The sequence below is a fragment of the Blautia pseudococcoides genome, assembly GCF_001689125.2.
Taxonomy (GTDB): Bacteria; Bacillota; Clostridia; order Lachnospirales; family Lachnospiraceae; genus Blautia; species Blautia pseudococcoides.
On record NZ_CP015405.2, the window covers coordinates 3,927,300 to 3,952,489 of the forward strand.

At 44.9% G+C, this 25,190-nt stretch carries 35 protein-coding genes; all 35 read right to left on the reverse strand.

Annotated elements, in window-relative coordinates:
• Positions 1–218: 218 nt before the first annotated feature.
• Complete coding sequence (locus A4V09_RS24625) at positions 219–332, reverse strand: DUF3789 domain-containing protein (RefSeq protein WP_099421555.1); 114 nt, start codon at positions 330–332, stop codon at positions 219–221.
• Positions 333–446: 114 nt separating this feature from the next.
• On the reverse strand, positions 447–896 hold the full coding sequence (locus tag A4V09_RS18485; RefSeq protein WP_065543634.1) for a HEAT-like fold family protein: 450 nt from the start codon (positions 894–896) through the stop codon (positions 447–449).
• Positions 897–969: 73 nt separating this feature from the next.
• Positions 970–1,809 (reverse strand): nucleotidyl transferase AbiEii/AbiGii toxin family protein, encoded by an 840-nt coding sequence (locus A4V09_RS18490; RefSeq protein ID WP_065543635.1) that lies wholly within the window; start codon positions 1,807–1,809, stop codon positions 970–972.
• Positions 1,809–2,429, reverse strand: a complete 621-nt coding sequence (locus tag A4V09_RS18495; protein ID WP_084043665.1) for a type IV toxin-antitoxin system AbiEi family antitoxin domain-containing protein — start codon at positions 2,427–2,429, stop codon at positions 1,809–1,811. The genes A4V09_RS18490 and A4V09_RS18495 overlap by 1 nt, the downstream gene beginning before the upstream one ends.
• 137 nt (positions 2,430–2,566) lie before the next feature.
• Positions 2,567–2,893 carry a hypothetical protein gene (locus tag A4V09_RS18500; RefSeq protein WP_016295823.1) on the reverse strand — a complete coding sequence of 109 codons (327 nt, stop codon included), beginning with the start codon at positions 2,891–2,893 and terminating at the stop codon, positions 2,567–2,569.
• Between the two features lie 115 nt (positions 2,894–3,008).
• Positions 3,009–3,941 (reverse strand): hypothetical protein, encoded by a 933-nt coding sequence (locus A4V09_RS18505; RefSeq protein ID WP_065543637.1) that lies wholly within the window; start codon positions 3,939–3,941, stop codon positions 3,009–3,011.
• 11 nt (positions 3,942–3,952) lie between these two features.
• Positions 3,953–4,390 (reverse strand): hypothetical protein, encoded by a 438-nt coding sequence (locus A4V09_RS18510; RefSeq protein ID WP_065543638.1) that lies wholly within the window; start codon positions 4,388–4,390, stop codon positions 3,953–3,955.
• Complete coding sequence (locus tag A4V09_RS18515; protein ID WP_065543639.1) at positions 4,387–4,728, reverse strand: hypothetical protein; 342 nt, start codon at positions 4,726–4,728, stop codon at positions 4,387–4,389. The genes A4V09_RS18510 and A4V09_RS18515 overlap by 4 nt, the downstream gene beginning before the upstream one ends.
• 6 nt (positions 4,729–4,734) lie before the next feature.
• Entirely contained in the window at positions 4,735–5,598 is an 864-nt protein-coding gene (locus tag A4V09_RS18520; protein WP_065543640.1) for a hypothetical protein, read from the reverse strand.
• A 17-nt stretch (positions 5,599–5,615) separates the two neighbouring features.
• Positions 5,616–5,873: a hypothetical protein gene (locus A4V09_RS18525; RefSeq protein ID WP_065543641.1), complete on the reverse strand. Its 258-nt coding sequence runs from the start codon at positions 5,871–5,873 to the stop codon at positions 5,616–5,618.
• Positions 5,874–5,884: 11 nt separating this feature from the next.
• Positions 5,885–7,009, reverse strand: coding sequence for a hypothetical protein (locus tag A4V09_RS18530; protein WP_065543642.1), 1,125 nt, complete (start codon positions 7,007–7,009; stop codon positions 5,885–5,887).
• Between the two features lie 79 nt (positions 7,010–7,088).
• Positions 7,089–9,341 (reverse strand): nitric oxide reductase activation protein NorD, encoded by a 2,253-nt coding sequence (locus A4V09_RS18535; RefSeq protein ID WP_065543643.1) that lies wholly within the window; start codon positions 9,339–9,341, stop codon positions 7,089–7,091.
• 28 nt (positions 9,342–9,369) lie between these two features.
• Positions 9,370–10,287: a hypothetical protein gene (locus tag A4V09_RS18540; protein ID WP_195957953.1), complete on the reverse strand. Its 918-nt coding sequence runs from the start codon at positions 10,285–10,287 to the stop codon at positions 9,370–9,372.
• A 97-nt stretch (positions 10,288–10,384) separates the two neighbouring features.
• Positions 10,385–12,277 (reverse strand): group II intron reverse transcriptase/maturase, encoded by a 1,893-nt coding sequence (gene ltrA / locus A4V09_RS18545; protein WP_065543644.1) that lies wholly within the window; start codon positions 12,275–12,277, stop codon positions 10,385–10,387.
• A 759-nt stretch (positions 12,278–13,036) separates the two neighbouring features.
• Positions 13,037–14,038 (reverse strand): P-loop NTPase family protein, encoded by a 1,002-nt coding sequence (locus A4V09_RS18550; RefSeq protein WP_195957954.1) that lies wholly within the window; start codon positions 14,036–14,038, stop codon positions 13,037–13,039.
• 3 nt (positions 14,039–14,041) lie between these two features.
• Positions 14,042–14,803, reverse strand: a complete 762-nt coding sequence (locus A4V09_RS18555; RefSeq protein ID WP_157123528.1) for a hypothetical protein — start codon at positions 14,801–14,803, stop codon at positions 14,042–14,044.
• Complete coding sequence (locus tag A4V09_RS18560) at positions 14,800–15,180, reverse strand: hypothetical protein (RefSeq protein ID WP_025641587.1); 381 nt, start codon at positions 15,178–15,180, stop codon at positions 14,800–14,802. Before A4V09_RS18560 ends, A4V09_RS18555 begins: the two co-directional genes overlap by 4 nt.
• 96 nt (positions 15,181–15,276) lie before the next feature.
• A complete protein-coding gene (locus A4V09_RS18565; RefSeq protein ID WP_025641580.1) occupies positions 15,277–15,789 on the reverse strand; it encodes a single-stranded DNA-binding protein in 513 nt (170 codons plus the stop codon).
• A 221-nt stretch (positions 15,790–16,010) separates the two neighbouring features.
• The gene (locus tag A4V09_RS24630; RefSeq protein WP_154670215.1) at positions 16,011–16,172 is read right to left on the reverse strand and encodes a hypothetical protein; all 162 of its coding nucleotides are present in this window, start codon (positions 16,170–16,172) and stop codon (positions 16,011–16,013) included.
• A 1-nt stretch (position 16,173) separates the two neighbouring features.
• A complete protein-coding gene (locus A4V09_RS18570) occupies positions 16,174–16,623 on the reverse strand; it encodes a hypothetical protein (protein WP_025641578.1) in 450 nt (149 codons plus the stop codon).
• 10 nt (positions 16,624–16,633) lie between these two features.
• Entirely contained in the window at positions 16,634–17,197 is a 564-nt protein-coding gene (locus A4V09_RS18575; RefSeq protein ID WP_065543646.1) for a hypothetical protein, read from the reverse strand.
• Between the two features lie 74 nt (positions 17,198–17,271).
• The gene (locus tag A4V09_RS18580; protein WP_157123529.1) at positions 17,272–17,661 is read right to left on the reverse strand and encodes a hypothetical protein; all 390 of its coding nucleotides are present in this window, start codon (positions 17,659–17,661) and stop codon (positions 17,272–17,274) included.
• Between the two features lie 242 nt (positions 17,662–17,903).
• Positions 17,904–18,569 carry a hypothetical protein gene (locus tag A4V09_RS18585; protein WP_065543648.1) on the reverse strand — a complete coding sequence of 222 codons (666 nt, stop codon included), beginning with the start codon at positions 18,567–18,569 and terminating at the stop codon, positions 17,904–17,906.
• Positions 18,562–19,293 carry a YkgJ family cysteine cluster protein gene (locus A4V09_RS18590; protein WP_065543649.1) on the reverse strand — a complete coding sequence of 244 codons (732 nt, stop codon included), beginning with the start codon at positions 19,291–19,293 and terminating at the stop codon, positions 18,562–18,564. Before A4V09_RS18590 ends, A4V09_RS18585 begins: the two co-directional genes overlap by 8 nt.
• Before the next feature lie 73 nt (positions 19,294–19,366).
• Complete coding sequence (locus A4V09_RS18595) at positions 19,367–20,047, reverse strand: YkgJ family cysteine cluster protein (RefSeq protein ID WP_065543650.1); 681 nt, start codon at positions 20,045–20,047, stop codon at positions 19,367–19,369.
• Positions 20,048–20,060: 13 nt separating this feature from the next.
• Complete coding sequence (locus A4V09_RS24985; protein ID WP_065543651.1) at positions 20,061–20,273, reverse strand: hypothetical protein; 213 nt, start codon at positions 20,271–20,273, stop codon at positions 20,061–20,063.
• Positions 20,274–20,293: 20 nt separating this feature from the next.
• Positions 20,294–20,671, reverse strand: coding sequence for a YodL domain-containing protein (locus A4V09_RS18600; RefSeq protein WP_065543652.1), 378 nt, complete (start codon positions 20,669–20,671; stop codon positions 20,294–20,296).
• Positions 20,668–21,096, reverse strand: coding sequence for a DUF4262 domain-containing protein (locus A4V09_RS18605; RefSeq protein WP_065543653.1), 429 nt, complete (start codon positions 21,094–21,096; stop codon positions 20,668–20,670). The genes A4V09_RS18600 and A4V09_RS18605 overlap by 4 nt, the downstream gene beginning before the upstream one ends.
• Positions 21,080–21,880 (reverse strand): hypothetical protein, encoded by an 801-nt coding sequence (locus A4V09_RS18610; RefSeq protein ID WP_065543654.1) that lies wholly within the window; start codon positions 21,878–21,880, stop codon positions 21,080–21,082. Before A4V09_RS18610 ends, A4V09_RS18605 begins: the two co-directional genes overlap by 17 nt.
• Positions 21,873–22,196: a hypothetical protein gene (locus A4V09_RS18615; RefSeq protein ID WP_025641559.1), complete on the reverse strand. Its 324-nt coding sequence runs from the start codon at positions 22,194–22,196 to the stop codon at positions 21,873–21,875. The genes A4V09_RS18610 and A4V09_RS18615 overlap by 8 nt, the downstream gene beginning before the upstream one ends.
• On the reverse strand, positions 22,193–22,777 hold the full coding sequence (locus A4V09_RS18620; RefSeq protein WP_065543655.1) for a hypothetical protein: 585 nt from the start codon (positions 22,775–22,777) through the stop codon (positions 22,193–22,195). Before A4V09_RS18620 ends, A4V09_RS18615 begins: the two co-directional genes overlap by 4 nt.
• 20 nt (positions 22,778–22,797) lie before the next feature.
• Complete coding sequence (locus A4V09_RS24635) at positions 22,798–22,938, reverse strand: hypothetical protein (protein ID WP_157123530.1); 141 nt, start codon at positions 22,936–22,938, stop codon at positions 22,798–22,800.
• Positions 22,935–23,144 (reverse strand): hypothetical protein, encoded by a 210-nt coding sequence (locus A4V09_RS18625; protein ID WP_065543656.1) that lies wholly within the window; start codon positions 23,142–23,144, stop codon positions 22,935–22,937. The genes A4V09_RS24635 and A4V09_RS18625 overlap by 4 nt, the downstream gene beginning before the upstream one ends.
• Positions 23,145–23,215: 71 nt before the next feature.
• Entirely contained in the window at positions 23,216–23,680 is a 465-nt protein-coding gene (locus A4V09_RS25560) for a BRCT domain-containing protein (protein ID WP_242963867.1), read from the reverse strand.
• A 29-nt stretch (positions 23,681–23,709) separates the two neighbouring features.
• A complete protein-coding gene (locus A4V09_RS18630; RefSeq protein WP_242963868.1) occupies positions 23,710–25,185 on the reverse strand; it encodes a DNA ligase LigA-related protein in 1,476 nt (491 codons plus the stop codon).
• Positions 25,186–25,190 lie beyond the last annotated feature (5 nt).

The following is a 25,190-nucleotide window of genomic DNA, read 5'->3' on the forward strand; positions in this document are numbered from 1 at the left end:
ACAAAAGCCAGCAATCCCGAAAGACTGCTGGCTTATGCCCAAATGAATTGGCCGGAAAACAAAAAAAGTGCCATCTGCAAAATTGCAAATGACACTTTGATAAACTCTGTTAAACTGTGTTTAGCCGTAGCCAAACTTGATACTGATGTAAATATTATAACAGATTTATTTGCAATAGTCAATCCACCAGGAGAAAAGAGCATTCATACCGCAAATGTTTATTCCTCCGAGCGCTTATTTCTGTAAGTTCGGTTAATCTGAAACATACACATAAAAACAACGCCAAACACGCTGCCGCCTATAAAACTAAGGATACCTATCAACCATCCCATACTATATACCTCCTTTGTGATATAAAAAAGAGATGCTGATAATCAACATCTCCGGGTTACAATATTCTTTTTATTTCAAACACTTTATGATTTGATAAATCAGAATTTGCTTTTTTATAATTTTTCTATTTCTTTCAATGTTTTTTGGATGTCCTTATAAACTAATGATTGCATACTGTCATCATAAATACCTATATTAGCTTTATGAAGTGCAGAAACAATGTCGTTTTTCAATTCTGGTTTATCCTTTGCAATAATCGGCAACAGCTTAATACATTGTCTTGCTGTAATAGGTTTAACATCTGTTATATGCTTTAAATAATTATCAATGATTTCATCAATTTTATAATCTTTATCCCATCTTGCATTATAGGCAATCAGTGTAAGCCCTCTTGTGCGGATATAAGAATTATCACTGTCAAGCATATCGCTTAATCTATCCATATAAAGATAAACACAATCTGTTTCAATACTTTCTTTTTGCAATTCCTGTAATGCTTTGTATGCAACATTATTATTTTTATCAAACAATAATTCAAATGTTTCTGCTATATTAAGTGACACAATATCCTCCTTCACAAACTCCGATTTCTACTATAAGTGCTTCAAAAAAAATCTAATCTTTTCTTACTTGATATCACAAATCAAGAATCTTTGCGATTTCGTCCACTGTATCGAGAACTTCATTGAATTTCAAATCTCCAATGTATTTGTTGTCCGCAGCATAGTTATCCCACAGAAGATATAACTGCGGCTCTTCACGGATATCCTTCAAAATATCTCTCCAGTCCCTGATATCATCAATCGAATCTCTTTTTTCCGCAGTATGAATAACTGCTGCCCTCAGAACATCCATCTGAACCACATCTTTACGGCTGCGGTAAAGAGTATGTAAATCATAAAAATCCCTTGCCCTTGTAGTTCCAATGTTTCTGCGGATAATCGTTTCATATTTTTCCGCAAGTACTGTCTCAAGCGTATATGCCATGACCGGAACCGTTTTCTCCTCAAACACAAACGGGAAATCATATCGAATGGCTGCAGGCGTAATAATATCTCCGGTAGTAATGTCTATCTTCATTGGACTGTCAATCTTCCCGTATTTTGCACGCAGATGAACCCGGAAATTATTGTACGCATCATCCTCGCGGATCGGTTCAATTTTCTGAAATTCAAAAGAAATTCCGTCTCCCACATCCATTGCGATAATCTCTTTGACTGCAGAAACGATCTCGTCCTCTTCCATCTGAATACCACGCACCGTTGTGTCCATATCCATAGTAGTACGTTCACCAATACCGATCATTGATGATATCAAAAGTCCGCCCTTCAAAATAAAATTGTCCCGAAAGGATGAGGCTGCCAAACGATCAATGATTCTTTCAAATAAAAACATCTGCAGCACTTCCTGTGCACGAAGATTTTTCTTCGCTGCCATGCTACGAATGGCTCCTTTTAGTTGTTCTGGTGTCTTCATTATAAAACCTCCATATATGTTCTTATCTTATCTTCAATTCCAAATATCTTGCCATATTTCAGCAGTTTTCGATTATTTGGATTTGTCTTAAAATAGTCCTTAATTGCCTGCGTAAAAAGCTGCAGCTCTATTTGATCCTTATCCCGGATCACATCGCAAATACAGCGCTCCCTGTCATACAGCTTTACCATCCCGCCTTGAGGGGATTTTGTTTCTGTTATTCCAAGATCGTAAACTTCCGTCTGCACATAATGGCAACGCAAATTCGGATTATCACGCCTTAACCTGCTGATGTTCGTTCCGCGAGGCAGCGTTATATCCAAGATGTTCGGCGTCTTGTCCGACATCCCCCAAAAGAACAGTGCGGTGCCATAGGAATATATTATCTTTGCGCTTTGTGCCTGAAGAAGCGCAAACTCATCAGTAAATTCATCGGTCAAAGTATATAACCCTTTTCGCACCGGATCTAATTTTCCCATATCAACATACTTTTTCAACATCGGTCTGCTGATTCCAGCCGCCTCAATATCAGAAGTCTTAACAAACCCATTACTTTTTTCTGCTATTGTTTGAATTTTAGTCCAAATCGTGTCCGTATCAATGCACCTCCTTGGCTCTATTTACATTCGCACTCCATATTATACACTATTGAAGTGCGAATGTAAATAGAACTCCCGGAGATTAGTATGTCCAAATTGAAAACAATTATGCAAAAAGAGATGCCGCCGAAACGACATCCCCAAGAAAAAATCAGAATCTACTCGTACTTTACTGTCTTAAACCCTCCGATTGAGGTGAACAGTTCGATAAAAGTTTCGTTAATATTCGCCATATAAAGATTCTCATACAGGAACCTTATTACTTCTGGATTTGATATTTCCATGACAGTACGCTCTTGTTTATTAATAAGAAAATATTGCTTGGTCTCACCATTGATAAAAAATTGTTGCTGAGTGCCCTCCCAGCGATCCAGCATATAATTGAACGAATTTATATCAGCATTTTTGCCCCAATCATATACCCAACATTCTTCACCATTTCTGATAATTTTTCTGTACGTGTCCGGATTATAATAAACAGACATATTTCGCCTCCTGCTCATAAGTATATTTGTATTATAGCAAAAAAGCCATCCTTCTTCTACATATAGTTAAAGCAACTGAGGGATGCCTACAAAAGACATCCCCCAGACGCAGATACTATGCTGCGCTTCTGTTCAACGACCACATTCCCCTGCCATCATGAAAGAAGTATGTAGGATTGATCTGAAGCGTTTGGCGGATTTTTTCTTTCCACCACTTATTTGCCTGTGCTTTTTTGTGCGGCTCTATTTTCTCATAGAGAAACGTGAGCGTCACCGGCTCGCTGCACTGTTCCAAAACGGCAGCAACCACATCACGCCATGTCGCCCCCGGCATATCCCGGATATCGACCTCCGCTTTTTTTGCCATGATAATCGGAACTAGAAGCGGTGAATCCTTTCGGACAATCATCACATATTCATGAAGAATCGGGATGAATTTTCCGCTATACTGGATCTGGTCTGAAAAGCAGTTATGCTGGGCCTTGATGATGATATTCTCCAAAGACCCCGGTTTGACGATTTCAGAAAGCATACTGTAAAGCACGCCTCTTTTCTTAATGTCTCCCATTAAAACCGCCATCCTGCCACCTTTTTCAAGGGCAGAAAACTGCTTCATCATGGCATAATTCATTTTATCAACAAAGCTTTCCCAGTCCGGTATGCGCGACAGATCATACTGTCTCGGGTCATAGCCGTAGTTCTTTTGAACATCTGAGGCTTTATACATGACATCCGAAAACGTGACGATATCCCAATATGGAGGATGCCAGAAGATGAACTCCGGGCGCTCCGGGATCTCGCAGTTCATGATGTCAAAGCCGCTGTGCAGGTCATAGAGATGACTGCCAACGCCCAGCTTGTCCGCCGCCGCTTTGGTCGTCCCGCTGCCGCACATGTAGTCACAGATTTCTCCCGGGCGAAAGAACCCTAAAAGATCCTCAATCAGTCTGGGAGAGCAGTTCCCCCGATAACGGTTGTCGCCGCCTTCGCCACGCTCCGGATAGGAAACGATGCTGGTCAGCGGCCTTGTATCGCTTTTATAAGGCATAACGCCACCTCCTAACCTCCATTCTCAACAGACTGGTAATCTATTTCTATCGCCTCATCTGTCAAAATGGAAACATATTTTCGGAAAAGCCCTGCGACGGCCTCCTCCGTCATGAGCTGTCTGTGTTTTCCCATGTTCCAGGGATAGTCCGGCACATAGAGCAGATAATCCGTGCCGTCATGGCTGTCGCACGCCACAAGGTCAATGTCCTCTGCCTCAAGGATCACTTCTTTTAAGATGGTTGCTAGGCCAAGCATATAGTCCTGGTCGAACTCCAGATAATCCTCGTAGGCCGGCTCCGATATCTCACTCTCATCCAGCCATTCCTGTATTTTCTTTTGGTACTCCGGCGCCAGGGAAATCAGCTTCTGCAGGCGTTCCACAGACTCATCCGTAATATCGGAAACGCAGATTCCATAGCCGTAAGTATGCCATTCTGAGTAACTCATACTGCACCTCCTAACGGCACATCATCATGCCAGTTGTTTTTTGCACTACGAAACAACTCCACGAGTTGCCTCACAGTCATGTCAATATCGGAAACATTTTCGGTAGCCTCAAACCCATCTGCACTTAATTCAAACCAGCACTGGTCCACCTCCTCGTCAAACCTGTCAAAGCGTTTTTCAGGAAGCCCCACCTGCCGGGGAATGAAATATTCCCCACAGTCTAGACAGGATATGACTTCTGCGATTTGCGCTTCGCTTATCTCACCAATAACCACACAGGAATTTGGCATCTTGTAGTTGTCGGCATCCCGATAGAGATAGTTGAGCTTTGTATTCATAGATCTTTACGCCTCCTCCTGCAGATACTCATTCACAAACTCATGTGCAACCTCGGAAACTGTCTCCCAATAGGCTTCCCAGTAGGAATCGTTTTTGCCCAGCTTGTTCTGGAGCCTTTCCGGGAAACGGGGATCCTGGACCATGCGGTTATATTGCTCATCGGTCAGCTGATCCAGCTCATCCCAGTCTGACACCTGCGATACAAAATCCTCAAGCTGGCAGGATGCCTGATAAAGCCATCCCATCTCCCTGACAAACCGGTTGGAAACGCAGAGCTGCTGCGAGACGATTGCGATATGGTAATGGCTCTCACAGTATTCGCCGTCAATGTAACATTCATAGAGGGAGTCCGTGGAATGCTCCTTGAACTTCTCATCATCCGCCCATTGCGGAATACAGCCGCTTTCCTGCTCCTCTTTCAGCTTCTGCACCAGTATGCGTTTCGCATCATTGAAGTCCGTATAGACCTCGGAAGAATTTCCCTGTTCGCCGTCCACCGCCCAGTCTTCCAAAAGAATATGGATCCTCGGGTGCTGGCGGCACTCTTTCAGGTCATCAAGCGTCTCCACCATAGACGGGGCCATGATGACAAGATCCAGGATGATGTCGTCAATGGTTTTAGGCTCGTCATACAAATCAGAAAAAATTTCTTCCAGCTTTTTTACTTCACAGGGCAGTGCAGGAACTTCAAAAGAGCAATATATATCCGGCGTTTCATTTTCCGTTTCCTTATCCTCTCCATCACGGATTTCCGTAATCGTCCCATACAGACCCTCATACTCGCTTTCCGGCGTTCCCACGATGGGAGCGCCGATTACATAGGTTGTGCCGTCGTATTCAAACTCAGCACCGATTCGATTGATAATCATTTTTTGATACCTCCTCTTTATTCTGAAACTTTTATTGCAAACAGGCAGCGGGGATCATAGCGCATTTCGATGGCTGCCTTTTTACAGGCTTCCTCCTCGTTTTCCGCTTTTATGACTGCGATAAATGGAGTCGGCTCCATATCATGCCATTTGTCTTCGCTGTCTGCACTGTACATGTCGATATCCGCCAGCTCATCATCTGTCAAACCGGCAATATCAAACATTTGTGAGTCCCGGACCCATGAAGAGTCCATGCAAACGACATAAGTGTTCATCCGTCTCCTCCTTAAATGTGGTAGTCTACGGAAACCAGTACCATATCCTCATCCATGTCATCAATGTATCCATCAATGCAGCTGCGCCAGTCTACCGGGGCATAGCTGCCGGTTCCCGGATCCTGCACGCTGTCTTCCACGCTCAGCCACTGGCCCTCATCCACGATGTCATGCGAGCCTACCGGATACTTCCAGCAGCCCGGAATCCCGTATTCCTCCAGGTATTCCTCCAAGGTAGAGTCCTTGCGGTAAACCAGTTCGCCCCAGTGCATAACTCCGTCTGGGACAATCTCTCCATGGAAATCCGGATCCGTCTTTCCTGCCAGGAACATCTGCTCAAGCTTATGGAACCGCTCTGCGGCTTTCTGGTTTCGCCAGTCTCGCATGGCATCCCACGCAATGTCCTTTTTCCTGGCAGCGCATACCCACCGGTATCCTTCCGGCGCCTCTGATTTCCGATCCGAGTTGCACCAGCTTCGCTCACCGATAGAATACTCAGTGCAGGCGTCCTTTACCAGGAACATCTCCGGCCATCGCCCGCCAATGGAATACCAGTCCCATATGGCGTTTGGATTATAATAATATCCATAGCCTTGATGCTTTTCATCAAAAGAAAAGCCACACCTTTCTTCTGCATATTTCTCAAAACTCTTATAGAGCTTTTTGCGGGGATAATTAGGCAGAGCCACCATTCGTTTTGCTTTTTTTGTACGCTTTTCATGATGAAGCGATCCTGCATCCCTTTGGAACACTTTTCCGTCACGGACAACAAATCTGCCCCAGAGTGGATCGCCATACTGCTCCACAATTGTTCCTTGAGGCAGCTTTATACAATCAACCACGCTCTCATATTCCTCGCGCAGTTTTTCTGTCCGATCTTCAAATTCCAGATATTCTGGATCCTCCAGCGACTCACAATAAGGATACATCAGCTCAGAAACGCCGTCATTTACTGCACGGGAAAATGATGACTGAAGGTTTTGAAACCTCCCAATCGTAAAGTCCAGCATAAAGTTCTTTGTTTCTATTTGTTTCTGAAGTTCTAATTCCTTCAGGGCCTCCACTATCTGTTTGTCCAGTTCCTTGTCTTCCCTTACCTCAGGAATTTCTAAAATTGCTAATGTTAAAAAGTGCATAATTACCTTCCTTTCTGGATAACAAGAGGGCAGCCGTAGAAATCCGGCTGCCCGTTGTGTTTTTTATAATTTGATGTCGTTATACCCTTATATGCCGCTTAACTACAGCGGTCAGTTTTGTGGGCAGTTGTTTTAAATCCGAGATATCCATGAATGAGTCTCCGTAGATTCTCTCAATGTTCTGCTTGTCATCTCCAATTGCCGCAGCTACAAATAAAATGCCTTTGCGCTGATATTCCTGTTTGATGCCGCGTAGATCCTCCTCAGCTGCAGAACCGCTATATCCACTGTCAGCAGGCTGCCCATCTGAAACCAGTATGAGGATTTTTACTGCTTCCGGCCGCTTAGACAGCTGTTCCGCTACAAAACGAAGCGCTGCTCCGTCACGGTTACTGCCTCTGGCCGCAATGTCCATCATACGGTATTTATCATCGTGGTCAAAGCCGTCAAATTCCGCATAGGAATACAGTGCCACCGTATTTCCAACATCGGTATAATCGGTGGAATGACCATAGACCATTACCGGAATGTCCAGGCTCTGACAGAAATCATACAGAATGATAGCCGAGGCTCTTGCATAAGTACAGCGGTCACAGGAACACATGGATCCTGACTCATCCAGAAGCAGACCGACTGCCAGTTCCGGAATTTCATTGGGCAGGTTATTTTTGTAAAACACCTTCCCATCGTTCCTGCACAATGCGTGCACATCCAGACGTCGGCCCATGATAAGACCGGTCAGCTTGCCGCCTCTTCGATTTTCCTTGAGCTGCTTCTGCAAACTCTTCTGCAGCTGGCGGGAAATATTGATCAAAGGTCCCGCAATAGCATTATACTGTTCTATAAGCTCCTCATCCACAGAGGCAATCCGATTGATTCGGATAGGTACTCCTTCATGGATATTCCCATAGGAAATGTTCTGAGCGACATCATTCAGCTCCTGAATCCTTTCATTCTCCAACTGCTCGCAGGCCGCCTTTTCCGCCATTTTATCCAGAAGGCGTTCAATATCAGCCGCCGCACGGTCGTAATGCTCCCGCTCGTAATCTTCGTTTTTTTCTACGGAACCACCAACAGGTTCTGAGAGCGATTCTGACTGGTGATAAGGAATACGCCCTTGCTCAGTATCGGAAGTTTCCTCTTTTCCAGAACCAGAATTCCTCCCATTCAGCGGGATTGCGTCTTCATCTGAAGAATTATCGCTTTCCCCAGACCCAGATGGATTTTCTTCCGTTTTAGAGTCAGTCTGGGAATCATCCTCATTCTCGGCGTCTGCATGGGTCTGTGCACGTTTGCCTGCCGTCGCAGATTCTTCTGTCTCACCAGAAGCTTCCGGTACCGGTGTGCTGTTTCCCTCACCCAATTCAGAACCGCCGGTAATCGCTCCCAGCACTTCCGATAAGGTTTCTGCAAGACTGGTGGAACCGCCGGAGGCTTCCGCCTCTTCCTGACGTTTTTTACATTCCTCACAAAAAGATTCGATATAGTCCCAGCACCTTACCAGTACCATATTGACGACATTCAACCGGTCTTTTCCGGACTTGCTCATTAAAGCACTGTCAATATCGGTAATCAGGCCAAACACTGACTGAATCCTTTCGTCGCTGAGCGGTTCGTCTCCATACTTGATTTCTCCAAATTTGCCATAAGACAACATGATCTGGAGGATGCTTTCAAAAATATGCTTTCCTTCATCCTCATTTTCAATCAGCTGTGTCACTGTTTCAATATGTTCAAAATGCTGCTCCCGCAGCTTTTCAAGGCCGTATCCCAATGTGCCCGGAAAATTATTCAACATCCTGTTTTCGATATACCCATCCTCAATTACATTGGAAATATAATGGGAAACCATCTGCACCATCTCAAGATTTTTTGGATCGGTTTTCACATAATTCCAGAATGCCTTTTCGTTCCGTGCATCCGCTGTCGTTTTCAGATCCGGCGGATAAGGATACCAACGGTAACTTCCCAAATAATTGGTATGTGTCTGCGCCGCCAAGAAGTCCGTATAAAGGACATGACCCAGTTCATGTGCGAACATGCCGCATACGATCTGGTAGCGGTTTTCCCGCCCCTTTACCTTCGTGACCATAGAATTCCCGGCATTGATACGTATAAGCATATTATCTGTTGATGCCACATGCTTTTCTCTCGGTTTCCAGTAAAGATTAACGCGGACCCGTCGGTTATAACGATACCGCCTCGTCTGTGCTGCCGCCAAATCTTCAAAATGTCCCGCCAAAAGACGGGACGAGAAGAATTGTCGGTCTGAGATTTTACTGCGCTGCTCATTGAGCCGCTGTTTTACTAACTTATGATTCACCCTCGCCATACAGGGTTGACCTCCTTTCTAAATACGTTTATGCGATTGCTTTTCTTCGCCTCTTTGTGAAAATCGGTTCCAGAACAGCACTGATCAGCGCCTCACGGTCTACTTCATCCGTTGTTGCTTTACTGATAATCGTGTACAATGCCGACTCATATATATCGCCGGTAATCTCACTGCTCACAATCCAGTCAATCAGGCTGCGCATACCATAAGAGCCGTCCGTAATACTGTTCTTTCGGCAATACTCCGACAGATCGTTGACCACCTGCACCATCTGGGATATCTGATACTCATCTGTTGCGCCCGTGACGGCCATGGCGCGCTGCACCATAACTTCAGGCGTCGGAAGTTCCACATCCCGTACCAGACTCATTCTGTCGATAACAGACTGGTTCATGCTGCGGCATCCCTCATATCCGACATTAGTTGTTACTACGACCACCGCATCCGGATGACGCTCTATCACCTCTCCGGTAGGAAGCGTGATTGTCCCGGTCTGCTCCAGCAGAGAATTCAGTCCTGGCAAAACGCCGGGCTGGACAATTGTCGTAGGCTCCTGGATCTCAATGACATACCCATACTTCAGAGCCTTGATAAAATCTGTCTCAATATAAGTATAGGTTTGACCACTGCTCTTGGAATTTTCATCTCGTCTGGACAGGGCACACACCTTCTCCGTTACGCGATCCAGCACAATGCTCATACAGTCCTGAGATGTTGCGGCTGCATTTTCTACACCAGTTAGAGCCTGATATACCCCCGCCGGATCATAATCCATATCATCCAAATCCGGCAGATTCATTATTTTGGATACGTTGGCATAGTTGATTCCACCCATACTCGCCAAAATCGCTTTTTCATGATCAAGCTGTGCATCTCCGGTAGAACCCGAATCGGTATCCGGAAAAATCTGACCTATAAATAGCCATAGGTAAGTCTTTGATATCATCTCCAACTTTTCCCCGGCTTCACACCGTGCATGCACCTTTCAGCGCACACGGCGTTCCATCGGCCGAATAACAGATTGTTTTTTCATTACAGAGTTTTCAAGCCGTTTGTATTTCCTGATTACCCGCTATTTTCCGCAGATAGTTTAGCCGTTTTAGCTGATATGCGTTCAGTTTGACTTTTTCCAGAAGTCCCCTTATCGTTCTTTCATCCACGGCGTGGATGAGTTTGTGGATGTCCACACACACGATCTTGAGATTCCGATATTTGTCCGTTCCTCCCGCATAGATAGGTACAATGTGATGACAATGAATATCACCAATTTCCAGCACTTTGCCTGTAATAGCGCACTTTCCATTTTGCGCACAGTATAGAGCCAAACGATTGTCGTTGTACTCCACACTGCGGTTCCAGTTGGGGTGATTCATCAAGTAGTGCAGAATAGAGATGTTGATGGTCTTCAAATCATCGTGTATCAGCGACCGTCCTTCTGCTGTGTATTTGCATACACCACTTTTCTGGAACATTGGCGGCTTTGTTTGCACGAATCCTATTGGAATCAACGCTCTGCCCTTGATATAGCGCATACATTTTGAGGCACTGTATTTCTGTACCACATACTTTGGCAGCTTGGCTTCACCCTGCTCGGTGAGTAGGCATTTCAGGTTTTTCTTGTGTCCGAGTCTGGACAAGACTGAGCGGTTTATTTGGTTTAGGTCTGTGACTATGTGAGTTGCCATTTGGTAATATTGGTGGATTCCCAGCACGTATAGATTGATACTATCTACCACAACATGCAGTTCTCGTTTGTCTGCACAGTGAGCTAAGTTACTCACAGACACATACATTTTCTCTGCAATTTTTTCAATCGCAGAGTCGCATATATGCGATTTGATAACGAATTTGGGTGACCCATCTTTTTCTTTGCCTTTTGCTATCAGTTTGAAACGGATTCCCAGAAATTCCGAATACCCTTTTCGTAGGTTTACGATACGGGACTTTTCGGGACTGATTTCAAGAAACAGCCTTTCTTTCAACCACTGTGTTGTGGCTTGGAATATCCTTTCCGCATCCTTTCTGTTTCGGCAGAAAATTTTGAAGTCATCGGCATATCTGACGATATAACACTCTTTGAGTTTTGTCTCACGTTGCGCTCTGTATCGGTGTCCATGGCTAATACCAGGCTTACCTTTCCGCATAACATCACTTTTATACTGGTATTTTGTAGGGAAGATTTCCCATTGTGATGCAATCCACCAGTCCAACTCATTAAGTACGATGTTTGCCAACAGGGATGATAGAATTCCTCCCTGCGGCGTGCCTTTTGTTGGCACACCTATGCCTGCTATCTCTGCTTTTAACATTTGGGAGACTATGCAAATCAGCTTTTTGTCCCTGAGCCCTAAAGTCCACATTTGTTTGAGTAGTTTCCCGTGATTCACGTTGTCAAAGAAACCTTTGATATCCACATCTACAACGTGATGCAGTTTATGATTCTGCGCCAGTTTATAAGCCCTTGCCATAGCGTGTTCACAGCATTTATTCGGTCGGAAACCGTAACTATGCGGGTAGAACTTTGCTTCACATATAGGCTCCAAAATCTGGAGAATACACTGCTGAATCAATCGGTCGTAAATTGTGGGGATTCCAAGTGGTCTCATTTTACCGTTCTTCTTGGGGATTTCCACTCTCCGGACTTTATGCGGCTTGTAGTAGTTCAGGCGCTTTCTCACATACTCGATAATCTGTTCGTTTGTCAGTTTGGCGAGGTCATCAATATTTTTGTCATCAACTCCCGCCGTTTTGCTACCGCTGTTTTTCTTGAGGTTTCTGTATGCGAGTTCGACATTTTGAGGTAAACATATCAATTCCACCAGGTTGGTGAATATCTTCCCGTTCTTGCTATCTGCATACAGTTTGTCCAGTATGCCTTGGATGTCGTAATATTCGGCATTCCGCAGCTTTCTTTGCTTTTTATTTCGGCTTGTCAAAGTCAGCAACTCCTTTCGGAACCGCTTTTCTTAGTCTTACTCGAACCTTTGATACTCTGTAGTATAAATCTGTTATATCGGCTGACTAATGCCCATCCCTCCACCATGTTTCCATGGCTTCAACGGTACTATGGCATCACTCTCGGTTGGATAAAGTCTGGTTATAGCTTGCCGGCTTTTCCCAGCCAACACATCCTGGCGTGCAATCGCTCCGTGTTCCAACCTTTCCTCGTTCCATCATCTCTATCTGTGCATATACCTTTAGGTTTTCCCTTTGTGCCTGTACGCTGGATACCGCCTGTAACGGTATAAGGATTTTCATATCGACCAATCTTACTCGTCCTCACGCACCACACTCTTGGCGTGCCCCGACATTTCTATCGGCTAATATTATAGACACTTACATTCGGGCTTTCGTCAGTGACCCCGTTAAGGCCACATTCTAACCATGGGTATTTTATAGACCCCCAGCCTATAGATTGCACCATCCACCTCTGGATGACTTTCGTTAGACAGGATATTTACCCATCTATTACGGCAATTCTCAGCTGACTTTACCGAGCTTCATACGCACACGTCCTTAATTACACGGATTTTCAGTGAACGCATGTCGGAGGATCAGGGCAGGCGTTTCCGGGCGTTACCCCTTCATTCCACCTGTTGAGATGATAGTTCTCACTCTACTGTTATAGAGTTGCTTGATTTTAGCATCATATGGTCTTACGCCCACAAGCTTTCTTTCTGTGGGATGATGTTTGTTCAAGAACGAGTCGCACAATCATATATCTCTGTTCCTGCTGAGCAGGTATATGCCATATACGGAAGCCCCAGTCCTGCTGCAATCGCTTTTGCACTTCTGGTCTTTCCGGTTCCTGACGGTCCACGGAGGAGGAAATTCCTCATCTGCGTCGGTTTCCCGGTAGTTGCCTGAGCATGTTTACAGATATCAACGACTTCCTGCGGAATGATGTACCATTCCGGGAGCACCGGTATGAGCTGCTTTTCCTGGCTGCTCATAGTCCTTGAATGCAATTTATATTTTCCGACAAAATCTGCGTGTTCAACGATCTCCTCTGCTTTTTTTACAGTAACCCTTTCTGTCTTCGCAAAGATTGTAAATTCCCCCGCAATCACATGGGTAGGCTCAAAAGCGCCGGAATCCAGCTGCACCTGAGATACACGCATCAGATTTCCGGCCTTGTCCACACTCACCTTGACGGCTGCTGTACAAGCGGTATTCTTGATACGTCTGTAAGCGTTGTCACAAAGCATGGCCATATACTCCGTAGCCGAGGGTAAATCTGAAAATCCATGACTAAACTGATCGCGGTACAATTCAAAATTATCACTGAATTCCTCGTCATTCATAAGCACTGGAAATAGTGCCATCATAACGGCAGCTCCGTCACGCCCTGATGTGTTCAGCACATAGTTTTCAAAAGTTTCCGTGTTCTTGTCATACACACTTGCCATTAACGAACCGGAATTGCTGTCATATACTACCAGATGATAATCATCAGGCCCCATGGACGATTTGTATTCAGCAACTGTCCTGTGGTCGATGACCCCGACAGCTCCTTCGGCGCTGCCATCCATGCAGCGGCAAACTGCATGTACCGCTTTTATGACTGTTGAACACAAAGTTGCATTTGTCCCATCTCCATATTTCGATGACACTGACACCTTTTTGTTCGTCAGCGTATCAAACGGTTCCGGTAAGGAACGGCTGTAATTGAAAATATTGTTCATATATGCACTCATACGTTATTTCCTTTCTGCATTTGACTGCGTAAGATTAATTTTGATTCCCTCAGGCACACACTGGACATCCTCCAGGCCGGCTCTTATCAATTCCCGGCAGATATCCGCCCAGCTCTCACGGACCGGAAGTTCTTCCTCAAGCAAAATCAGTTCTGAGAGATTTTCTCCAATTGCTTCATTGCATCTGGCATTCAGCTCAAAGATATGAGCATCTGCCCACTCAAAGGCCAGTAATTCGTAATTCTGCACCTCTGGTTCTTCATCAGAATCCGGCACATTATTTTCCGGCTCTAAAGTTGCCTCCTCCTCCTCAGTCTGTGGATTGTAATCAATTCCAACCACCTGCAGATTTCGGATTACAACCTTAGCACGCCGATATCCACCCGCGCGATTGAGCAGAATAAAAACTTCCTGGTTTTCCCGAATAAGTTTCTCAGCATTCGGCGCTTCCCAGACCCATCTTGCTTCCGGATACTCAGATAATACAAGCTCTGTAACCCGTCTGAGTATGACCGAATACGCAAGCACCTGCACATCCTTCTCGGTCGCTTCCTTTACCGGTTCCGGTAAAAGAGGAAATGGTGCGATTACTTCAATCTTTCTGGACGAAAGAAAAAGCAGTCTTATCACTGCTGCAAAAATACCGAGAATAATCAGTAACAGGATGGGCCATAGCCGGCATATAAAAGTAAGCAAAGCCAGCATACCTAACAGCACCAGCGCCTCATAAGCCATGTGCCTTTTTTGATCTTTCTTATTCATCATTCTATTCCTTTCTGACTCCGTTCCTTTGGGATAAAGATATAGAGACAGTTTGCATTACTGCAATCAACAGCATCATGCAAAATTACTGCCGCTGCCTGCGATGAGTCAAATTGTTCTACCGATATTCCTTCAATACCTGCGGCTACTTGACCAAGAATGATTCTTCTTTTGAGACCATCCGTTGCTGTCAAAACACGGCAAAACTCCTCCCCATCACGGTAGACCGAAATAGCATACTGTCTGTTCAAAGAAATCTTCATCAGAATGCAATGAAGTTCCTCTTCATTCAGACATCCTCTTGTCTTTCCCTTCATTGCAGCCTTAAATTTTGTGTGTTTTTCCTCCTCAGAGAGAAGGCAAAAGGTTTCATTTGTCATAAGACACCTCCTTTAAAACGCAAAAAAGCGCACATGAGCATACAATGTCTGTAACTCATGTGCGCCTTAAAACGCCGGATTCAATTATTGCTCCAATCAGTTTTCATCAAAGAATGATCCGCCGCCAAATGCCTCATATCCGGTAAAATTTCCGGACGTTTCAGCACCTGTCGCAGGAGCTGCCGCAGCATTCTGCGGAGCTGTATTCTGGGGAGCCGCATTTTGGGGAGCTGCATTTTGCTGTCCTGCAGCTGTCTGGTTCTCCTTGGACTTTCCTCCACCGGAAGCATACTCAATGTCATCCAGAATGATAACCATCATTTTTCTGAGTTCTTTGGTATCCTTATCTTCCCAGGAATCTTCGTCCAGTCTGCCGATCAGATTCACATAAGAACCCTCTTTCAGCTGCATCTTCTTGATGCGTTCGCATACGCCGTTAAACGCCTTAACCGGAAGGTTGATCCAGCGGCTGTCGTTTTCAGCATGAGGGTCATAGACCTTCTTGCCAATACGGAACCTCACAGAATCTCCATTCTCAGAAAAGCGAAGAGCTGGCGTGTTGTCATAACCTTTGGATACGACGACTTGTGTTGCAAAAACTTTTAACATGGAAATCTCCTTTCTTGCAGGGGTTGCCTGCTATAAAAAATTATTTATTTCAAACCTGCTTTGCAGGTAGAAACCAAAAGAAACAAAAAAAGTGCCAACCAGCACAATTGTGCTAATTGACACTTTGAAAACTCGGAAACTCATGATTCCTCTTTGGAAATCTTGAAACTGATGTAGATATTATAGCATATGCAGCTTCAATAGTCAATCCATCCGAAAAATCACTTGAAAATTGCTTTTTCAATCTCTGTTTTTGCAAAATCCAAAGCAATGACTGCCTTCAACAAGTCAAATCGGTAGGTGCCATCTTCATTTTCGTTTTCCCTGACTAACTCCTGAATTTCATTCAAGAGCCGATTTAACATCTCCTTATCTGCTTCCATTTTAATTACCTCTCTTTTCTGTTCCCAGTGCATAGTAGCTGCATATCATATAGCCGCTCTCATGCTCATATACCGGGGTTTTGTCTGATAAGTATATAATAACAGTATCACCAATGGAGAGCGTCTTCATTCTTTGCCGAATAGGAATCTTCACTATGTTTTCCTCCAGTTGAACCCAAATCCCTTTGGTTCTTTTTCGGATCCCGGACGTCTCAATTTTCTCGCAGGTTCCCTGGATGCACATATAGTTCCCCGCAAAGCTATTATAGCATAGTCGAATCCCATTTATAAGCAGAAACCCAGACAACAGCAAACAGGGAAGGCTGAAATAGAAATCCTGGAAGCCAAGTAAGATGATAATAAATAACAGCAGAAAAACAGCACCCCCTACAAGTCTAATGGCAATCTGCTTCTGTAAAGGCACTGGTAACTCATAAAATCTCTCCTTCATCCGCTTCACCTCACAATACTATTAGTTTCTTTTTCTTCAACAGCCCGAGCAATATCCTTACGGTTTCATCCCTGCATTCTGCACATTCCATGATCTGCTCCAGACAATTATCTACGATGGTATTCTTTGTGTAGATCGCCTCCACCAACGCCTGTCGGTTTTCAGAATGGAGATATCGGGGTTCAGGTCTGATCTTATGCTCTCTAAGAAAGATAAGTTCTGCTACTGTCAACCGAAGTCCCGCATTCCGAAGCCAGGTTAACGTTTCCTTTTCCGCATGACCCAAAAAGAACTCCGGTTTTGTATTAACCGCCGGACAGCAAATACACTGTGTCAGGATTCTGTATCTTGCCACATCCGTATTTTCCGCTTCTGTTTCTGTCAGACCCATTCTTACTAAATGCCCAAGCGTCCGCTTCTCCGACTCTGTTTTTGCCTGGGAAAATTCCAATCTCCCATTCAGCCACAGCGCCGCCTGTTCTCCGGATAAGCTATATTCCTGACCGCATCTCACCACCTGGAGAAGATGTTCCATAGAGTTTTCTTTTACAATCCCTTTGGATAAATAAATCATGTTCATCACCTCTTTGACCTTTCAATTACATTACACGATTGGATAAGGTGATTTACAACATTTTATTACGCTGCTTATATCAAGTACATAAGGGCAACACAGACTCCGGCAATTAACAGAACACAAGCCACCACCAGTATAATCTTTTTAACCAATGTCTTATCAATCTCCTCACGGCCTCCCCCTTCATCAAAGGGACGGACATCATCATAATAGCCATCATAGTCATCTTCTCTCACCGGATCAGATACTTCACTGGCTTTTGCAGGAGCAACTGGTCTTTTTGTTTTTTCCGAATATCTTCTTTTCTTTACATGTTTCTTGCTTCTTTTTTTCTTCTCCCCGTGCGTTTCGGCAACCGGAACAACCTCCGGTGTCACAGGGGATAACGATTTCCCGCATTCCGTACAAAAGGATGCTGCTGAATTTACAAGTTCTCCGCCGCAATATGGACAGTATTTCATAGTATCGAACTCCTTTCCTGAAAATAAAAAAACAAGCAGATTCCTGAGAACCCACTTGTAGACGATATAAGTATAACAGTTTTTCTTTTCCATGTCATCGGCATTTCTTATGCCACTTTTGTGCCATTTTATTTGCCATACCAAGCCAATGAAGTTTTTCACTGCAATATCTCACCACATGGTCATTATCAAGAGAAAATGTGGCGCAATCATCAGACTGCACCGCATTTTCATTCTTAACTTTAGAACATTGGATCTGAAGCGTATTCTGCTTCTCCCTCATTCTCCTGATACTGTGAGTTCTCCTGTAGCTGCGCTGTTCGCTGATTGACCTGATGATATTGATCTGCATACCATGCACTAAGCCATGCTGTATAATGCATTCTTGTCATGAGTAATAACTCACTGAATACCTCATATGTCATACTGACTGCCACATGATTTTCCGGTTTACTGCCGAACTTAGGCACAATTAAACCTTTCTGATCTGTTTCGCCGGGGCCGCTATCCGCCACAAACAGGAAATCTGATTTGCTTCCTGCCAATAGCTGTGCTGTTCTGGACAGACTTTTCCCATCTGCACGGGAACGTCCGTATTTTGCAAGCTTCTCGGCAGAAGTTCCGCCCAAGCACTGATAAAGAGGTGTTTTATCCCCTGTTGTCTTCTTGTTCTTCAGAAGATAACGAAGCTCCCCACCTTCCAACTTGCGGCATAGTTCCAAGAACTCATCCACCGCAATATAAATATGGATGTTGTTCGTCTGCCGTTGTCCAGTCGGACGACTCAAATCATAAGTTGCAAAGGCGAGATGAATTTTTCCAATCTTAAAAGCATCATTCAGACTCTCCACAAAACAATTGCGGGCATCTTTTCGGATAATCTGATGCTGGTTACGATCCTCATTCATTTTTTCCACCGCCTTCCTTTATGGGTGCCAGTTGCAGTAATGCAGTGATTTCTTGTGCATTCTTTTCAAACTGCGGCATAAAATCCTGAGCCACATCGTAATGCAGATATAATCCGATAAAAGCCGCTGTCCATGAAAGCTCCATAATACGCTCACTGGCTGTCTTTTCCGCTTCACGGAAAAACTGCCCTAATTCCACAATTGTCTGCTGCCATTTAATAAAGAACTCATCCTCTAACGACATTCCGAACTCCTCAAGCCATTCACGTACCGTATGGGTTTTAGAATTATCACCGCACCCTGGATTGGTAAAAATATACTGTATCTGGCTTACCGAAATTTTCTCCGAAGGATTTATATCCTTTTCAAATATAAGACATCTTCCTATTGGAAACAGCGCGCATACCGTTGGTTTTGCCTTATGGACAGAACATTTTCTATCTTTCATCAACGGGCATCTTCTTATGGAGCCACGAGGCTTCAATCTGACTATCGGCATACGGGAGTCGCAGCCAATAAAAGTCTCGCAGTAGGTTTCAAACAGTTCTTTAGTCGTTATCCCAAGCTCCTTTGCCATGTTATAAATATCTCTCGGCGTTAAAAGAATATCCTCCCGATTGATGCAGCATTTACCGCACATAGTGCAGTGAAACGGAAATGGCTCATCCACACCGATTTTCATTGTTTCTAAATTATCAACGATATTTTTTAATCTTGTATCCATAGTTTTTCCTCCTAAAAATAATAAAGGCGCCGAATTCCGACGCCTTGTTGTTATATCATACTGACCTGAAAATTTAATTGTCTCCGTCATCTGCCATTTTGCGCAAAGCAGCCAGCAACTTATCGTTATTGCTTTTGAACTGTGGAAAGAAAGACTTATCCAGATCGTAATCCGAATACTTGTAGAAAAGGAACATCATCACGGCCCTTGTCCGATTTTGCTCAGGAATCCTCTTCAGTAATCTTTCGATTTCCTGTACCGAACCGATATCCGTGTTCAAAAATTCAAAATCCTGCTTGCTGCAGCGCTTCTGAATCCATTTTTTCACGGACATCTGCGGACCAGAATAGTGATGCGGCTGTTCCATACTGAGATACTGTTCATATCCGCCAAGTTCATACGGTCCCACAGCAATGGGATATGTACGGCACGCCCTTGGATGAACCGAATGAATCGTACACCGATTATCTTTCAGAAAAATGCACGCATCATCCGCTCCAGCTGTTTTCAGCATAAATACCGTGTATCCATTTTCACTAAGCAAGACAGGCTCCGCATAGGTAGCAAGCACATCTTCCACGCAGCTCACATTTTCACCTTTGTCTCTCAGATGTTTGGCAAGCCGAAAAGCATCCAGACTCTCCAGCGGCACGCTTTCCCTGACATGCCGGCAGCAAGCGCCGCACATCCTGCATTTAAATGGAAATCTGTCTGACAGATTGACAGGAACCATTTTTGTCATGAATTCTTTCATACGTCCTCCTCGCTTACCAGATATCCCGGCACGGAACAAACTCCACAACGGTATCTTCGGCAATCGGCGTATCCGGCTTTCCATCAAACTCATTGTTGTATTTCGTACAGATATTCGGTTTCCAGCCTTTGCATGGATCCACATCCACATACAGACAGCCTTCCGATTCATAAACCGGTCTGTCCCAACTGTCGCGCCCTTTATAGTTCAATATCAGTTTCTTCATGATTGTATCCTTTCTGCGCCCTACAGGCGCCCAAAATCAGCTTTTTCCTTTTCAAATGCAATCTCCTCAAACACGAACCGGTCACAGAAGAAAAACCTGCTTTCCTTTTCGGAACGGATGATTTCGACTACATCCGACATGGTCATGGAGCGTCCACGGAAGCCCTCCGGATGCGATACGTTAAAACGTACATATACCGCTTCCAGTTCGGCAAGTTCTTGATCCATTTTGTTTTTGGCATTCCGGGGCACGGCGATGTCCAAATCCCCGCTGAATACGGCTTCGTAAATCTCAGCCGGGACATGTCCGCCACTTGCCGCCCGGATGCTTCTCAAATCGCTGAATATCAAGTATCTGTTTTCCGGTTCCGGGATGATTTGATACAACGTGATTTTCACGATGGTATCCCCCTTTCTGCACAGAGCTCATCTGTCTTCAAGAGCTGCAGACAGTATGGGAGCGTACAATCTCCTTCCCCTGGGAAGATATTGTTCGCATCTGGTATGATGACCCGCAAAACCTTGCGCCCGGTTTCCTCATACTCATCCAAGCGCACATCGCAGTCTTCATAAATTCCGGAAACCATATCTCCAGACTGGAAGCGTTCTCCAGACTGAACTCTTAGCCCCAAAGTATTGAGGATTCGTCCAATCTCCTCCGTCGGCAAAAAAAGTACCATTTGGAAATCCAAGTGCCCATAGCGTTCCAGCCCGTGGGTGTGGGCATTGCACATATAGGGCAAAAAATCTGTTTCTACCTCACCACATTCATCACAAGCGCCATTGGCCACCAGATGGATGAGCCAGTCAATTTTCTGATCCATGTTGCTCCTCCTCTCTGCGGTAAAACGCCAACATACCCTGCATAGCGGAGCGTAAATCCCGGTCGAAGCTATCCCACTCAGTTATGAGATTCTCCATAGATTCTCTGTCACACATTTTGGCATCGTCCAGACAAAGCAGCTCATAGTCCACCTTATCTGCATCGTCATAAGGAAGAGCCAGAACGCCTTCCTTTACGAGAACGAAAAACGTGCCAAGATGCAGCCCATCAGAGATTGGATAGTTCCAGCAGAGTTCGTTGTGATACCGCTCCCTGTAATCCGCGCAGAAATCCATCAGCGTGGAATGCGTTGGACCGTTTTCGTGGAGATAAGCAATCAATTTACTTTTGCTCCTAAGGTTATCCAAACAAATATCATGCGGACTGATCTCAACAATCCGTCTATAGACTGTCGGCCGTTTTTCCCGGACATTGACCAGCCAAAGAGCCGATTTCGTGGTACTCTCATGACACCAGGACAGCCTTAAAGCTTTTTCCAACAGTGCACGAGACAAGCTCTCACCGATTGAAGCGGATTCTCCGGAGTCTTGAGGAATTGCTTCCTTTTCCATCTCCTCATTCCCATTGACAAACCGGATAAGCTTATCTATCTCGGCAATGGTAAACCTATCAGTGGTGGCCTGAAATCCCCAGTAATGATCATCTTCATAACCCGCTATGCCATGAATCGTTCTGTCTAAAATTTTGCCTGCACATTCTCCAATCAATCTGGAGGCTTCTTTCCAATCCAGTTTGAGTGTACGGCAATATGTGTAATTACTCATTTGATTCCCTTTCTGCCATATATGGCTTGTAATAAACTGTGTCGTCTTTGTCAGATTGGTAAGCTCCTATGCAAACCTCGTGGCAGGGGCCGCGTTCAGGATTGTATTCTGCAAAACAGATTGGCTCAGCAATTTCCGGCTTTTCTGTATCCCAGTACACATTGATTGCAGGGAAATTCTCATCGTCGATTGCCACTGCCCTAAGACTGGTTCCGTCCGGCAGAGGCAGTACAATAGTCGGATATTCCGTCTGGGGGATTTTATTATCCCGAGTTTCCACCACACATCGGAAGTAATCCTGTTTTGACTCACTCATGATAGGACACCTCCGTTTTGTACACACTCAATTTCAAATACACATCCTGAAAAAAATTTTTGATTTCTGTCCAAGTAGTCTTGTGCCGCCTTTTCGGTCTTGAACTTCCGAACTATCTGTGACTGCGGCTCCGGAATCCTCGCAAGCCAAATTTTCCGGCTGCTCCGCTTCACAAAATATCCCTGTTCTACCCGAAGCACATAAAATTCCGACAGTGTACCGAAATCAAATGGGGTCCGCTTGCGCCTCATGGGCGGATGGATAACATGGCGGTTATTCCTGAAGGATACTGTAATGCTGTGGCCAGAAAGCTCATCAATCTTATCCAGCAGTTCCTCTGTTGTAGCGACATAGTGCCTCTGCCAATACTCATGGTCATAATCAACCACTATCACGGCATTCCCATGTTTTCTGTAGTCCTCCACGGTATGTGCCGATTTTATCCCTGCCAGAATCCAGCGTCCGAACTCGCCTTCTTCAAAAGTGCGGTTCCGGCTTTTGCGTGTCCCGCCCCGGTTATTCATGTTGGCTTCCTCATAGATGGACGCTATCTCCTGCATTTCCTCTGCAGTAAACAGCATCCTCCCAGTATGGGGATAGTTCAGAACCGACCAGCGCTTTTCTGGGATCTCACGTCCCGCCTGTCAATATCAAAACAGTTTGACGATCCATGATTTACGATAGGAATATACTTTTCTCCGACACGTATGAATGCCTTATCATAAAAGATTTCACTGCTCATACTGCCACCTCCTGCCGGATAAGATGCAGGCGGTAATTGGTATTACACGTTTCAAAACAGATCTCATCCGGAGAAATCTTCTCCATCTGAAGAACCTTACTTGTCCTGCGCATCCCTCCGTTTTCAGCGATAAAAGCGGCAGTTCCAACAGTTAATGGGCAGATAAGCCTGCCAGTGATTTCAAGATTCCTTTTTTGTGGGTTCATATCCATTACCTCCTTTATGAAAGTGAAAAGCGGAGCAGAAAATCTGCCCCGCCACTGTTATTCTGACGAATTTACGCCAGCATCGCCTCAAATTGTTCCTCTGTCAGTGTCCTGATACCGAGCTGCTGCGCCTTCGCAAGCTTGCTGCCGGCCTTCTCTCCAACAATCAAATAGTCTGTTTTCTTTGTAATCGAGCTTGCCGGTTTGGCGCCAAGCTGCATCAGCTTCATCTGAATACCGTCACGGGTGTAATTCTCCAGTTTCCCGGTTGCCACTACGATTTTTCCAAAGAACGGGTTTGTTGTATTTGTATTCATATCAAAATTCTCCTTTTCAAATTCAATTTTTTCAAGCAGCGGACGCCAGAGTTTTTCTTCCTCTGTATCCGCATACCATGTATAAATGTTGTTGTGCATCGTCTCGCCGAAATCCGGAAGCTGTGTAAAGTCGAAGCCGTCCTCAATGGCCTGTTCAAACGCTTCCCACGATCCATGAAAATAGCTGTCCAAATCACGTCCGGCATGTCTTCCCACCATAGGAATTCCCAAGCCTGCAATAAACTTTGCTAACGTACAATGGCGGCTTTTTCAATGGATGTCTGCAGCCGCTCAAAGGATTTCTCCCCAAAGCCCTCCGTCTGGACAATCTCATCACGATATTGCTCCAACGCATATAAATCTGCAAACGTCCGAATCCAGCCATGACTTACAAACTGCTCCAGAGTTTTTTCCGACAGGCCCTCAATATTCATTCTCGTTTTCTCACAAAAGTGGACAAACTTTCGCACCAGTTTGGCAGAACAATGCGGATTCTCACAGAATAGCTGGCGAATACCGCCGTTGCTTTTCCGAAAACTCAGCATCTGACCACAACAGGGGCAGCTGAGCGGAACACAGCAGGTTCCGGTCTTATCGAGATTCTCTGCAATCTGCGGAATAATCATGTTTGCCTTATACACGCGAATCTTATCGCCACGCCCCAAGGCAAGGTCCAGATAATTCTCATAGTTATGCAGATATGCCCGGCTGACTTGAGCGCCGTCAATAGACACCGGCTCGAAGATACCTGTCAGACTGACCATCCCAGTACGAGTGACCGCCACATCCAGACCAATGAATGTGGTTTCATACAGCTCGTCTTCCCACTTCAATGCAATCAAACGGTTTTCGTGATGCCCTGTGGCTCCCAGACCTTTTCCGTAGGCAACATCATCATATTCCATGATAATTCCGTCTACTGGGTAAGGGAACTTCTTAGGATCCATAGCGGCAATTGCATCACGAATCATTGTTTCATTATGAAGTGCATCCAGATAAATGTATGGTACAACCGAAAAACCGTTATGCTCTAAAAACTGCTGCTGAGCAAGTTTACTTTCCGGCTCAAGATAATCGCTCACAAGCTCAAACGCCCAAAACTCAAGTAATCTCTTTTTTGCCTCGCCGGCGTCAAGCTTGCGCGTGCTGCCAGATGCAAGATTTCGGGGATGAGTATAGGGATCCTCCAGACCGGAATTGATTTTCTCAAAGTTTGTCCATGAGATGACGCCTTCACCTCGAACCTCAAATGAATCCTTAGTGGGTATGGTAAGAGGCACGTTAAGAAAATTGCGCACAGTATGCGTTACATCCTCTCCAATAATGCCTTCACGCCCACGGGTAATGGCCTGAATCAGCTCGCCATTCTCATAGCGGAGTACCAGTGTCAGACCATCCATTTTCCAGCTTATCAGCACCGGCTGTTTTGCCGCAAACTTCACCAGATCTTCAACAGATTTGGTCTTATCCGCTGAAAGCATAGGTTTACTATGGCGCACCTCAGCCAGACTCTCCAATATTTCGCCGGACACCTTTTGGGTCGGGGAACCGGAAAGGATCAACCCGGTTCGGCTCTCAATGTCTTTCAATTCATCCATCAGGATATCGTAATCCCTGTCCGACATAATGGGATTATCATCCCGGTAATAGGCAATGTCTGCCTTTGTGAGCTGCTCAATCAATTCCAGCATACGCTCATGGTTTGTTTTATATTTTGCACTCATGTGCA